Origin of the sequence: Vibrio sp. La 4.2.2, from assembly GCF_027586995.1 — a bacterium.
Taxonomy (GTDB): domain Bacteria; phylum Pseudomonadota; class Gammaproteobacteria; order Enterobacterales; family Vibrionaceae; genus Vibrio; species Vibrio mediterranei.
This window is the reverse complement of the sequence record NZ_JAPPTJ010000021.1, coordinates 1-14,031: the sequence shown is the minus strand read 5'-3', so window position 1 is coordinate 14,031 and position 14,031 is coordinate 1. Positions and strand designations below refer to the sequence as shown.

The window sequence follows — 14,031 nt, the reverse complement described above, 5'->3', positions numbered from 1 at the left end:
GCCCCTTACAAGGGGCTGTTATTGAAATGTTACTTATTTGTCGGAATTACTTAGGCTCCAAACGTACGCTGAAACCAGCTGTACTTTTTCTTCACCTAGAATGTCTTTCCATGCTGGCATAACACCAGAACGACCATTCATGACTGTTTCAGTCACAGCAGCACGAGAATCACCAAATAGCCAAACTTGGTCAGTCAGATCAGGAGCACCTACAGCAGGGTTACCCTTACCGTCTGTACCGTGACACGCTGCACAGACTACAAAACGAGCTTTGCCTGCTTCAGCTTCACGTGCGTTAACTTTACGACCTGATAGGCTCAGTGTGTAGCTGACTACTTCACGAACGCCATCTTCGCCCAATGCGTCTTTCCACGCTGGCATTTGACCGATACGACCCTGCATAACAGTAGTTACGATAGCTTCTGGTTCACCACCATATAGCCACGCATCGTCCGTTAGATTAGGGAAGCCAGTTTGACCACGCGCATCTGAGCCGTGACATTGAGAGCAGTTTTGTAGGAACAAACGTTGACCCACTTTGATTGCTTCACTGTCTGCTGCGATTTCTGGGATAGGGCGCAACGCACCATCCGAAGACTTCGCTAGACGGTTGAATGCCTCACCAAAGTGAGTTTCTGCGTCATCTAGCTCTTTTGCATACTGTACAAGAGACTTGTTGCTCTGTGCAGCGGCAATCGATGCTTTTGACTCTTCAATCGAACGTACTGTTTGGTCCGAACTTTGCCAGCCTAGAAGGCCTTTATAACTACCTAGACCCGGATATAGCGCAAGGTAGATTGCTGCAAATACGAACGTACCGACGAACAAATAAGTCCACCACTTAGGCAGTGGGTTGTTTAGTTCACGAATACCATCGTACTCGTGTCCCATATCTTCGCCTTCTTCGACACCCATTTTGTCGCGAACACACCAATACAGGATAGCTGCGCAACCAAGCAACGTGCCGACAGTGATGACAATAATCCATAGACTCCAGAATGTAGTCATTACTTAGTCACTCCTTTTTCTTCGGAGGTGGGTTTTTGCTCGTCAGCGAATACTAGGTTTGCATCTTCTTCGAATCGTGATTTACGACTTTTACCGAAAGCCCACCACACAACACCGATAAAGCTCGCGAACAAAACTATGGTCCAAATACTGTGAATAGTACCGATATCCATAAGCCCCTCCTTATTTCATCGCATGGCCTAAAGATTGAAGATAAGCAATGATGGCGTCCATCTCTGTTTTACCTTCTACGTCTTTAGATGCATTTGCGATTTGCTCGTCCGTGTATGGAACACCAAATTGATTACGGAAGATCTCAAGTTTCTTCTGCGTCAGTTTGCCATCCAGTACGTTTTCCTCAAGCCAAGGGAAGCCTGGCATGTTTGATTCTGGAACCAATTCACGAGGATCAATTAGGTGAACACGATGCCACTCATCTGAGTAACGTCCACCAACACGAGCTAGATCTGGGCCAGTACGCTTAGAACCCCATAGGAATGGGTGTTCCCAAACGCTTTCACCAGCGACAGAGTAGTGACCGTAACGCTCAGTCTCTGAACGGAATGGGCGAATCATTTGGCTGTGACAAACGTTACAACCTTCACGAATATAGATATCGCGACCTTCCATTTCTAGTGCACTGTACGCACGTAGGTTTTTCACAGGTTCAGTCGTTTGCTTTTGGAAAATCAGTGGTGTGATTTCAACAAGTGCGCCCAAGCTGATTGCGAATACGATTAGGATAGCCAGTAAGCCAACGTTACGTTCAACGACTTCATGGCGATTGTTAGAGTTTGAGCTCATTTTTAATCTCCTTAAGCCGGTTGAGGGATAGCTTTCAAGCTACCTTTCGTTGCAGTGATTGTCTTATAAGCGTTGTATGCCATTAGGAACATACCTGCTAGGAAGATGAAACCACCAATGAAACGAACGGTATAGAATGGGTAAGACGCTTGTACAGATTCTACGAAGCTGTAAGTCAGCGTACCGTCTGAGTTAACTGCACGCCACATTAGACCTTGCATTACACCTGAGATCCACATTGCTACGATGTAGAGCACCGTACCAATTGTAGCCAACCAGAAGTGAGCATTAATAAGACCTACAGAGTACATGCGCTCTTGGCCGAATAGGCGAGGGATTAGGTGGTATACCGAACCGATAGATACCATCGCAACCCAACCTAGAGCACCAGAGTGTACGTGACCGATAGTCCAGTCAGTGTAGTGAGACAATGCGTTAACTGTCTTAATAGACATCATCGGGCCTTCGAACGTTGACATACCGTAGAACGACAGAGAAACGATCAAGAAACGAAGAATTGGGTCGTAACGCAGCTTATGCCAAGCACCAGACAGCGTCATGATACCGTTGATCATACCACCCCAAGAAGGCGCGAATAGAACCAAAGACATCACCATACCTAAAGACTGAGTCCAGTCAGGTAGAGCTGTATAGTGTAGGTGGTGAGGACCAGCCCAGATATACAGAGAAACAAGCGCCCAGAAGTGAACGATCGATAGACGGTAAGAGTAAACAGGACGTTCAGCTTGCTTTGGTACGAAGTAGTACATCATACCTAAGAAACCTGCCGTAAGAAGGAAACCTACCGCGTTGTGACCATACCACCATTGAACCATCGCATCGACGGCACCAGAGTACACAGAGTAAGATTTACCCATTGATACTGGAATTGCCATACTGTTCACGATATGAAGTACCGCGACGGTAATGATGAACGCTCCAAAGAACCAGTTCGCTACATAGATATGCGATGTCTTTCGCTTGATAAGTGTTCCAAAGAACACAATCGCGTAAGATACCCATACCACTGCAATAGCGATATCGATTGGCCATTCTAATTCTGCGTATTCTTTACCAGAGGTGAAACCCAACGGTAAAGTAATTGCAGCGGCTAAAATAATTGCTTGCCATCCCCAAAAGGTGAATGCGACAAGAGGGCCCCCAAATAATCTCGTTTGACACGTACGCTGCACAACATAATAAGACGTTGCAAACAGAGCACTAGTACCAAACGCAAAGATTACCGCATTAGTATGCAAAGGACGTAAACGACTGTACGTCAACCACGGCGTATCAAAGTTGAGCTGTGGCCAAACTAATTGAGCGGCAATCAAAACACCTACTGCCATACCAACAATACCCCAAAGAATCGTCACTAAAGTGAACTGGCGTACGACGGTATAGTTGTAGACTTGTTCAAGCTGCTTTTCTTGGCTCATTAACATGCTTCCAATTTTCTAATTAACTACACTTTACTTCCAACACGACACATGTCGTAATGCTACCCAACCCTTCAGAAGAACTAACGCCTAATCAAAACGTTACTCAGCTTTCGGGATTTAACAAAAAGTAGCATTTTCAGCCAACAATAATACTTCAATTAACAAATCAAAAACAGGGTAGTAACCTTATGGTTGGTCGGGTTTTTGACCATTTATTTCAAAACTTTGAAGTTTGTTACACGGAGAACACGTAAATATGCCAGCACAGAAGTTAACAAAAGGTAGGCTTGTTCAAATTATCATCATGATGGTGGTGCTAATTGCAGCATTTACATACAGAACCATTAGCCATAAGGAGTCTAGCGAGGTTGTTTGTCAATCTTCACAACCATGTGAGGTCAAATTTCAAGACAAAAATGTCCGTTTTCTGTATCAAGATTCAACAAACACGCTCGCGGTCACAAAATCAGAAGATTTAACGATTAAAGGCTCAAAAAGTGACGGTTCAGCGTTAAATGTGACCGCCACTATGAACATAAGTAAAGATGAAATGCCGGTAACATTCGTGATCTCAGACGATAGTGATAATTCTGTTAAGGTAGATATTCTGCCAAGATAGAAATTGTGTAGTAGAGATTTTAAGTTCCCATTGCGTTCATTACTTTATCAGGCGTACCGAAGTATTTCTGAGAGCCATCTTTATCCAAAAGTAAACAATGTGTTGCGCTAGAAATTAATGTAGGCGCTACGGTTGTATAGATGACAGTTTTGTCTCTTAACACACCGGCGAACAGCTGATTAATATAAGTCGCATGTTCAATTTCAACGCCTATCAGGGGCTCATCAATCAGAATGATCTTTTGACTCATATCTGCGAGCCCTATGGCCAACCTCAACCTTTGTAGTAATCCAGAAGGTAGATGAGCAAGCATCTCTGTATTTATATGTGTCTCTAGGCCTTGCTCAAAGAATTTCTCTAGCCCGAGCAAAGTAAAGGATCTCATCATTTGTTCTTTTGAAATTACGCCATTATGCAGGATGTAATTCGATTCCAGTGAACCTTCATAAAGATGGAGGTCAAATGGAATATAGCTAATGCCTTTTCTATATCGATAGTTGTTGAACTGTTTAATATTATAACCGTCCAGTAGCACACTGCCTTGATATCTAGGCTCCAAGCCAGCAATAAGAGTCAACAAGGTCGTCTTACCACAACCTGCTGGTCCTGAGATTGCAACTTTGCTCCCAGGGGTAATATGTAGGCTCAAGTTCGTCAGACCTGTCGTCGCACCTTGATAGCGATGAACCAAGCCACTCACCGCCACTTCACCATTAAACTGTCTAATTGGAGGGCTTTTCTCAATCGACGTTTTGTCATCATCAAGTGACATCAAGGCATTAATCTGTGCAGTGGAAGATTGAATAGTTTTGAATTTAGCCAAAGAGTTGTAGATCCCCATAATTGGCCCTAGAGCTTTCCAGACTAAGATAACGGTTGCTAGCATTGCGCCAGCACTTGCTGTGCCGTCAATTACCCCTATGACTGCGGTAACAATTGCTGCCGTGCCAACGGCTTGGATTAAGCCGCCACCAATAGCTTGAATCTTAGCATTTACCTTAGCGACAAATGCAGCATCGTTGGAGCTTTGCTCATGTGCGGCTCTGAATCTAGATTGAATAACTCGCAACAAAGGTAGTCCTTGTAGGGTAGTAATGCCTCTAAGGATTTCATTCCATTGATATGACACCATCGCGTTAGCACGCGAACTTTGTGACGTTGCTTGAGTATAGATATAGCGAGCGTACAAACAGAATACGATCATAACAAAGATGCCTGCGATGACAGTCAACGCAGCCGAGCCAGATAGAATAGTGATAGCGAGAATAAATAGCGCAACAAAAGGCAAGTCGAAATAGCTCAACGTAGATTCCGCGGTGACTAGCTTTCTGAATTGGTCGATATCTCGCAGCCTTGCTAATTGGGATGACACCCCAGCGCTGGAAGTCATTGAATAAGGCAGCCAAAGCAGTTTGGCGATGACATTTCTAGAGATATGGACAGCTAAATCTTGCCCTGATGTAGAAAGAATACGCATACGAACACGTCGAAATAAGAACTCGGCCATTGCGAGAAATATCGCAAACACTGTCAGCCAATACAGGGTCGACACAGAACTGGAAGAGAGCGCAAAATTATAGACACCCATAATAAAGAATGGCTGCAATGCACTGAGAATGTTAATGATCAAAGAAAGGAACACTAAGCTTTTGAATTCATTATTGTAGCGATAGAAAGTGTATTTCACCCAATTGCTTTTATCTTGAGTCTCAGGAGGCGGCTCTCGGAATAGCTTCGAGTATTCTGAGATGATGGTTAAAGAGAAGTTCAAACCATCTATAGGAATTGAGATAGTATTGTTGTTGCGATAATCGAATAACACCGCATTATTGCCTTCCACTTCAAGCAAGACCGCTGATAGCTTATCCAATTCTATGAAGCAAGGAAGCCTAGCCGCTTTGAGATCCTCAACGACGGCACGCTTAAACTCAGTCGTTCGGCACTGATAACCAAGCCTTGAGAGTGTTAATTCAAAGCCATGCTGGTCGTTATCACCGGGAGTAAAGGCATCGGATAAAATACTTGGTGTGCCTTCCCATTCTAAAGAAATCAATGTGTAAGCAAGGCCACGTAACAAAGGGGACTCTTGATATCTGAATTCAAACCCTTCAGCTTCAAAATCCTTTAGTCGCTGGGAAACATTATTGAAATCGACCAGTATCGTCATAAGTGAGCTCTCTCTTTAGAAAGTTTGATCGACTTCAACCCATACGATTCTGGTCGGATTTTATTACTTACGATAATAAGAAACTGACCAGAAGACTTAGGAACGAGCATAGACACGACTCGCTGTGCAAAGTCTGGGTCGAAAACCGTATCGATATCGTCAAGAATCACCAATTTCTTCTGACTAAGCATGGCGCGAATGATCAGCAAGGCATATTGCACTTGCCTAGATAGTGGGATAGTTTTATTTCCCTTCAGTTGGGTATAGAACCCTTGCTCTAAGGCATCGATTTCGTTTTTAACTGCAAGTCCTTTGCACAAAGTAAACGCGGCACCGTTTAACATAGGTCTAAAGCAGGTTAAGTTATCTATGATTGAGCCTTCAACAAAGCCACTGTTCCGATCGATTCGGTGAACTTGTTCGCGCCATGAATGGTAAGGTAGCTCAGACAACAATAAATCACCTATACGAATCACTGTATCGCCACATTCGTTATCGCAAGTTAGACTTCGAGTTAGATGACTTTTACCTGAACCCGAAGGACCTTGAAGTAGGATAGGCTCTCCACGATTGATAATGATTCGCTGTTTTTCATCGAGTTGAATCGTAATGTCATCAAAACTATGGGGCGCATGAACTTCATGTGATTTTTCAAAATGTTCTAATGCTAAGATCTCCGATATCTCAATGATCTGCACTCTATTTAGCTTCCAACGTCCAATAGTCCTCATTACTTGCTGATAGGGTGAGAAATAACGGTTGGTAAGCATAATGATGGCGGCCATCACGCCTTGTGTTGCCTCTAAGTTAATGACAGATATTGCAAGCAACACCACTACGACGGCTATCGATAGTTGTTGAATCAAGGTCAAGATTAGATTGAAGTGCGATTCGAGGTTTTCGTACTCAATGCTCTTTTTCTCACGTGCTTTAATCATATCGGTCATTAAACTTTCAAGCCGATATTCCATGGTTCGACTCTTGTTATCTAACGGGCTCGATACGATCTCAATGATTTTTGAGTTAGTCAGTCCTTCAATCTCTGATTTGGTTTGCTGGGCAGAAACTTTACGATTTGAAATGCGAAATGCGGCGATAGCTAGGACTAGAGAAGCGACAAAGAGCGCAATTCCAGCCCATAAATTAATGATGGTGATAACCGCTATGGTAATAACGCTAACGGCCGAATTGATAATTGCACGAACAACTTCACCACCGAAAAAATTCTTTAACTCTGGAATCGCAGCAATGCGCTCCAAATACTGGCCGGGCTCCAAGCGGCTAAACTCAGGGATTTGAGCCAGACAAATAGCTCTAAATACTTTGTTGGTAAGCCGCTGTTCGAAACTCTTCATCAAAGAAGCGGTAATGACTTCTTCTTGCATACGAAGCAAGTAATCTAAATAGATAGCCACAAGAATAATGGCGAAAAGAGCAAACAGGGTATCCGTTGCTTGATTTGGCAATACTCGGTCAAAAATGATCAAGATTGAAAATGGCAAGACTAGCGCAAAAAGCGTCGACATTATTGTCGAGAAGGTTAGATAAAGTTTATCCATCCAAGATATTTTCTGAGAGAAGTACGCTGTGTCCATTCTAAGTTCTCACTTTCATAAGCCGCTAGCCATTATTCTGGCTAGTTATCTTTCAAATGCTCAGGGATAACGTCTTGATAACGAATGCTCGAAGCTTCATCCATCATTTGCATGATTTTTTCAATGGTTAAAGGCGACAAGTTACCTACAAGTCGATCGAGCTTAATAGACTCGATGACATAGTCATATTTAGCACTCTCGTAATCTCTAATACTGTTAAACAACTTACTTTCAGCAGAGAGCAAGTCTGTGATTGTTCGCGTACCTAAACTATGGGCGCGCTTAATACCTTTGTATGAGGAGTAGTTAGCTTTAATAATGGTCTCGTAAGTAAAAACTGACTGGGAAAAGTCATTCAAGTTGAGAATAGAGGTTTCCACATCATTGCGAACTGTGTTTTGACTGTCCGTTAATAGCAGTTCGTTACGCTCAATGGTCTTTTTATTTTTTTGATACGAGTAATAGTCTGAACCACCAGAGGTTATTGGCACAGAAAGCACAAGCCCAACAGATTTATCGTCCGATATCCCTGTTGAGTTCGGGTTAGTCGACAGGTCGAAGTTATTCGTATCGTTATGTCGGTAACTTGCGTTTGCCGATAGATTAGGAGCAAAGTTCGAGCCCGTTTCCTTTAAAGTCCGATAACTTCGCTCCACGGTTTTTTGGGACAAGATGATATCGTTGTTAAACTTCATCGCTTGTCCCAACAAGTCTTGTTGTTGATCTAACGGGATTTCACTAAGCAGTACTTGACCTTTTAAGTCCTGAGAGGGAATTACTGGATACTGGGTTAACAAGGCAAGACGGTTTAATATAACGTCTTTGTCTTTCTGTAAACTTCTTAGCCGGTTAACAATGCCTTCCTTTTGCGCTATCACCTCATAAACTTCACTTGCTGCGACATTACCAAGCGACACATTTCGATTCATCTGTTTAAGGCGAGCCATCGACGAATCGAGTTCAGCTTTCGTCGCTCGGATTTTCGCGCCGTTTTTTAAGAACTCGAAATACTGCTCAGTAATCTGTTGAATGACTTCTTGAGTTTTTGCCTCGTTTCTTACTTCTTCAATGCTGAAATCCAGTTTACTGGTTCCATATTCGTAGATATCGCGAAGATTAAACAAACTCTGTGTCAAAGACAGACCATAACCATGATCGTTGTAGCTTGCATTAGTATCACTTACCCCGCTTAAACGAGTCGTAGTAGAGTTCCAGGTCGTTTTTACATCCGCAGAGATCGTCGGTAAGAAACTGGAACGACTCACGTCAATATCGTAGGCACTTTCTTCAACGCCTTTACGACTGGCAATAAGAGATAAGTTGTTGTTTAGCCCAATCTCTACCGCTTCCAATACGGTTGCAGAATGTACTGTCATAGTGACGGTCATGCCAACTAAAAGGCTAATTAAGCTTCTGAAATGCCACATACTTCTTAATCACCTTGATAATTTCATCACTCTTGTATGGTTTGCTAATGACATAGTCCATACCTGCTTCGATACACGCTTTGTGCTCAGCAACACTGGTAAGTGCAGTGGCTCCTATAATCGTTGAAGGTGTTGTAGAGCCATTATCACTTTCATGTTTTCTGATGAGCTTGGTCGCTTCAATGCCTCCCATGCCTGGCATTATGCAGTCCATAAAAATAATGTCAGCGCGCTGAGCTTTGACCCAATCTACCGCTTCAGTTCCATCCCCAACCGTGTCGGCTTTATATTCTTGTTTCATCAAAATTCTCTTGAGCAAGAATTGCTGCACTTTGTCATCTTCAACAATCAAGAATGAGCTATTTTCCAGTGTTTCCTCAACGGACTCTGCGTTCAACGCCTCAGTTAGGTTAGGAATAAACTCATAAGGGAGAGCAGGGGTAAAGAAGACTTTGTCTACATACTCAAAGGCACTTTGCATGCCCTCAGCATGGTGTGCCAAGAGAAACAACTTGGTCTCATTTTGTTTTAATCGGGCGCTTAGTGTTTTGGCAAACGCGTCCATTTGGATACCTTCTATCGTGTCTGAAATGAGAATCGCATCAATACTGGTGCTATTGGCTGACACTCTAAATAGGTCATTGGGATCTTCACATAGTGTCACTTGAGCTCCCTGAGAGGTAAGCAAGTTGGTTAACAGATCTAAAGAGAGCCTACCTTGGCTACAAAGAACAAAATGTCGATTGTTAAGTTGCTGTGATTTGAAGGTAAAGAAGTTCTGAGCTTCCATATCAAATTCAATGACATAACGTCTTTGTTGTCCCGATTCATACCAACGAGAATCAAAATAACTGACATTACTCAAAATAGATTCTGTCCATTCATCATTAGAAGCGGTTATATCACTGCGTTCTGACCAATGAAGTGAATCAATCTTGCTACGTTCAACATTCAAGTGAGTAAGAAAGGTAACTGATAACGACATTCGTGTTTTGTCGACGTTGTCCGAGCTTTTTATCTCTACTTGAAACAGGACTTGTTTGTCATTTTGAATTTGTACTGCGCTTGAAAGTTTGAGGAACAGAATCCAAAAAAGGCTAGTTTGGTGACCGACAATGGTATTGGGAAGGTTGGTATTGAAATCACATTCAATATCTCGCTCTTCTCGATGCAGTTTACTTTTGAGATGAACAGTCAACTCAGACAAAGTGTTAAGAAAAGAGAAATGGCTATTACCTTTGTCTCTTCCTTGGGATAACAGTCGGTTGTAATTTTCAGCGAGTTCCGACAAGGTGTCTGCAGCAGAAGTAATGTCTTGTGCCAATACCGCACGACTATCTTCTGAGTCTTGAACTAAATATTGGATACCACCTTTGATCGTACTGGTAATTCCTCGTATCTCATATCCGATTAACCCATAGAGTTGTTGATTTAGGTCCGCATCTTTTTGTTGCTGATCCATCCTTTCAAATACCAATCGAAGTTTAGAGTATATATTGCGTTCGATAGGGTCTAGGTGAGCGCTATTCAAAATATCGTCGATTGATTTGGAGTCGAGAGAATCCAACCTTGATGATAGAGATTGAAAACTCTCATTGATAGAGTGTCTGTTTCTCGCCGTCTTCTTAAGTCGATACCATCCACCTAATACAACAAAAATGGCGATTAATGCTATAGCCGGAAATAGCAGAAAGAGTTTATCAATACTAGATCTAAGCTCGTTAATGGCTTGTTGATGCTCCACATAGAAGAGGTCATCAAATCGATTACGAATCTCTACATAATCTCTACTAAGCGCTTCCCTCAGTCTTTGATAATCATCTAGTGAAGTATCGTCTATCGCTTGAAACCTCAAACTCGCAAGTTCTAGGTGACTATACTCAACAGCACCGACCAAACTCACCTGAGATTTATCACTTGAAGCTAGCGATTTAAACTCCGAAAGTGCCCCCATCAGAAGGGTTAAACTTGAGTTAACACCCTCACAACTGCCACCATTAATACATGTATCTAAGTTTAATATTGTGGTCTCTAATTGTTGGTTTAAGAGTCGACTTTGCGAAATTAACGGGGTAGTAAAGTCCTGTTTAGAAGGGTGGGACAAATAGAACTGTAACGTCAACCAAATGCCGAACAAGGACAGGGTCATCAACGACGCAATCCCGAGTTTAATGATTGGAAAGGTGTAAATTTGATGCCTTGGTCTCATATTGATTTCACTCCCGCTATCGCTCGTCAAACGCGTCATCAATCGCGGACATGACAGGCTTCATGGCGTACTCGATTACTCGGCGGTCACCGGTTTTAATGTCTGCGGTGAACTCCATATAAGGTGACAGGCTGTATTTTGTGCCGGAGCGCTCTAGATAATCGTGGTCAATCAGGATATTAGCGAGATAGTATTCTGATTCTTCTTCTTCGTAAGAGGATCGACTTATGGAGGTAATGGTTCCAGAAAGAAAACCGTATTTAGAAAAATTGTAAGTATCAAATTTAAGCTTTACCTGTTGACCTACTTCAACAAACCCCATCTCTTTTCTTGGGATTTTTGCCTCACCATGAAGCTGATTATTTAGCGGTGCGATATCAGCAATACTTTCGCCTGGCGGAATCACTGCGGAACGGAAATTGAAATGTACTTTATCAACAACACCATCTACAGGTGCATATACGACTAATCGGTCAACTTTATCCGACAATTGTGGCCGTTGAATCCGCTTTATACTGAGCTCTTTTTCTATTTGAGTAATCTGCGCTTGATACTCTGAGTTTCGATTGGCTACCAGATCTGCAAGCTGCTTATCTAAGCGCTCCAGTTGGAACCTCTCATTCATGATAGATTCGTCGAGATTTTCAATCTCACGAATCATATTCGACTCCTGTACTTGCATATTCAGGACATCGACATATGAGGCCATCTCTTCCTTGTATAAGGTCTGTTTAATCCCCAATTGCTTGCGAATTAACTTGAGTTGATTGTTGGAGCTCTGTTTTCTGCGCTTCATAGAATCCACGAGGGTTTTCTTGTGCTCTATGTCATGTTCAATAAGCGTCTCACTGGATTGATTTTTACTGTTTTCTTGAGTCCAAGCTTGCACGTTTAGGCTGACTAATTTCGGAAAATCACTAAACTCAGAAAAATCGGGCTCTTGACCTAAGATCAACCCTTGATAGCGAAGACGATCCATTTCTAATTGAGTGACTTCAGAGTCATTAGTGGACAGTAACGAATTCCGGTCTAGCGACTTTAGTTTAGCGATAGGTTGACCTTCGTAAACAACGTCTCCTGGCTTAACCAATAACTCATCAAGAATGCCACCTTCAAGATGCTGCACACGCTCGATATCGGAGTCGAGAAGCAACTCTCCCCGAGAAGAGACGACGATATCTATTCGTGCTTGCGACGCTATCACAAGTAAAACCATGGATACGAGAAACGTCAGTAGCAGAGCTTTATGAACTGGAGTCATTGCACTTTTAATCTTTACTTCATCCAAATGTGCTTCATCTGTCACTGACGAGTTTTGGATTAACGCATTTCTGATGTGCTTCTCGATACTATTCTTACTCACGATCCCACCCTTGTTATATGCCTCGACGAAAAGGCTAGGTTGAGTTAATGCTGATTCATTTCCTTGAATGAACTAGACCGTTTGAAAAATAGCTAAGGATATAAGCGAATAATTTTCAAAGATAAATTTTCATTATGAGTACTGTGTTTGAAATCAATGAGATTTGAGCTGAACAGCTAAACTTTACTACTAATCCGGAATTCATCTACTAATCTGTTGACGAATCAACAATGGATCGTGTGTTTTGGAGGCGGCAATGGCAACGAACAATGAAAACAATCCACTTAATGATGCGGTGGAGCAAATATCTACAGTAGATACCAATACAGACCAACAGCAAGCACAGCAAAATCAACAAAATACCATTGCCACTACTATTGCGACTGGAGCAGATAATGCCGATGCTTCGGATGAAATAAACCAAGCTCTCAGCGATAGCCCGACTAGTGCAGGAGCAGAGCAAGATGATTCTAATGCTGCATCAGAACAATCCACACAATCAGGAAATGACGGAGCTGCACAGCAACAGGACAGCCAATCAAATATTGTCGATTCACAAGATTCAAACGTTAGTGAGTCAGAACCACAAGCCGATAATGGCGCGGCTAGTGGGGCGGGCGCGCAAGCGGTAGGTGGAGAGCAAACTCAACCTGATACTCAAGCTGGTGGTTCTTCCACTCCAAGTGATGCAGTTACACAAGCACAACAGTCCGTTTCGCCTTCGGTTCGAGCCGCTCAGGAGGAAATCAGCGATACCGCAACAACAGAAGAAACATTTGAGGTAAATGTCTTAAGCGATGAACAATTTGTTCAATCGCAACAGGATGACGCTTTTGATTCCGAGACAACTGAAACGTCATTTGAAGTCCAAGTCGATAACGTAAATGATGCCGCTGTTGTCAGTGGTATGGATTATGAAATTCAGGAAGATGGTCTTTTAACTTTTACTGATACGGATTTGCTCAACAGTGCCAGTGACATAGATGGCGATGAGCTTTTCATCGATAACGTGACTTATGAAGGTGATCAAGGTGTGCTGACTCATCTTGGTAATGGTAATTACACTTTTGCTCCCAATGAGAACTTTAATGGTGATATTTCATTAAGTTATGGTGTATCCGATGGCACAGCAATAACTACGGCATCTATCGATGTACTAGTGGAGTCAGTCAATGACCTCCCAGTCTTTGGTACCGCGTCTTACACCGTCGATGAAGACAATGTATTAATCTTTAATGAAACTCAGTTGCTCTCTAGCGCTTCCGATGTAGAAGGCGATGTGTCTTTGGTCGAGGTCAACTATTCGGGTAATGATGGCATCTTCACCGTCAACAACGATGGAACCTGCAGTTTTGCGCCTAATGAGAATTTTAACGGAACGGTTACGCTTGATATTA

11 protein-coding genes are annotated in these 14,031 nt (G+C 42.7%); 2 read left to right on the top strand and 9 right to left on the bottom strand.

The window, feature by feature from the left end; all coding sequences use genetic code 11:
- Positions 1-33 precede the first annotated feature (33 nt).
- The 4 genes from ccoP to ccoN are packed head-to-tail and all read right to left on the bottom strand — an operon-like array spanning position 34 to position 3,251.
- Complete coding sequence (gene ccoP / locus OH456_RS25380; protein WP_006074493.1) at positions 34-1,008, bottom strand: cytochrome-c oxidase, cbb3-type subunit III; 975 nt, start codon at positions 1,006-1,008, stop codon at positions 34-36.
- On the bottom strand, positions 1,008-1,181 hold the full coding sequence (locus OH456_RS25375) for a cbb3-type cytochrome oxidase subunit 3 (RefSeq protein WP_006074494.1): 174 nt from the start codon (positions 1,179-1,181) through the stop codon (positions 1,008-1,010). The genes ccoP and OH456_RS25375 overlap by 1 nt, the downstream gene beginning before the upstream one ends.
- A 10-nt stretch (positions 1,182-1,191) precedes the next feature.
- On the bottom strand, positions 1,192-1,812 hold the full coding sequence (ccoO, locus tag OH456_RS25370; RefSeq protein WP_006074497.1) for a cytochrome-c oxidase, cbb3-type subunit II: 621 nt from the start codon (positions 1,810-1,812) through the stop codon (positions 1,192-1,194).
- 11 nt (positions 1,813-1,823) lie between these two features.
- Positions 1,824-3,251, bottom strand: a complete 1,428-nt coding sequence (ccoN, locus tag OH456_RS25365; protein WP_006074498.1) for a cytochrome-c oxidase, cbb3-type subunit I — start codon at positions 3,249-3,251, stop codon at positions 1,824-1,826.
- Positions 3,252-3,510: 259 nt separating this feature from the next.
- Between ccoN and OH456_RS25360 the strand changes: the two genes are divergently transcribed.
- Positions 3,511-3,873, top strand: coding sequence for a hypothetical protein (locus OH456_RS25360; RefSeq protein ID WP_006074499.1), 363 nt, complete (start codon positions 3,511-3,513; stop codon positions 3,871-3,873).
- 19 nt (positions 3,874-3,892) lie between these two features.
- On the opposite strand, the gene OH456_RS25355 is transcribed toward OH456_RS25360, so the two are convergent.
- The 5 genes from OH456_RS25355 to OH456_RS25335 are packed head-to-tail and all read right to left on the bottom strand — an operon-like array spanning position 3,893 to position 12,634.
- Positions 3,893-6,040, bottom strand: a complete 2,148-nt coding sequence (locus OH456_RS25355; protein WP_006074500.1) for an ATP-binding cassette domain-containing protein — start codon at positions 6,038-6,040, stop codon at positions 3,893-3,895.
- Complete coding sequence (locus OH456_RS25350; protein WP_270034444.1) at positions 6,037-7,635, bottom strand: ABC transporter transmembrane domain-containing protein; 1,599 nt, start codon at positions 7,633-7,635, stop codon at positions 6,037-6,039. The genes OH456_RS25355 and OH456_RS25350 overlap by 4 nt, the downstream gene beginning before the upstream one ends.
- Positions 7,636-7,676: 41 nt before the next feature.
- A complete protein-coding gene (locus OH456_RS25345; protein ID WP_270034443.1) occupies positions 7,677-9,062 on the bottom strand; it encodes a TolC family protein in 1,386 nt (461 codons plus the stop codon).
- On the bottom strand, positions 9,037-11,271 hold the full coding sequence (locus tag OH456_RS25340; protein ID WP_270034442.1) for a response regulator: 2,235 nt from the start codon (positions 11,269-11,271) through the stop codon (positions 9,037-9,039). The genes OH456_RS25345 and OH456_RS25340 overlap by 26 nt, the downstream gene beginning before the upstream one ends.
- Before the next feature lie 16 nt (positions 11,272-11,287).
- Positions 11,288-12,634 carry an HlyD family type I secretion periplasmic adaptor subunit gene (locus OH456_RS25335; protein WP_270034441.1) on the bottom strand — a complete coding sequence of 449 codons (1,347 nt, stop codon included), beginning with the start codon at positions 12,632-12,634 and terminating at the stop codon, positions 11,288-11,290.
- Positions 12,635-12,890: 256 nt separating this feature from the next.
- Between OH456_RS25335 and OH456_RS25330 the strand changes: the two genes are divergently transcribed.
- A partial coding sequence (locus OH456_RS25330; protein WP_270034439.1) for a cadherin-like domain-containing protein occupies positions 12,891-14,031 on the top strand: 1,141 nt, incomplete at its 3' end.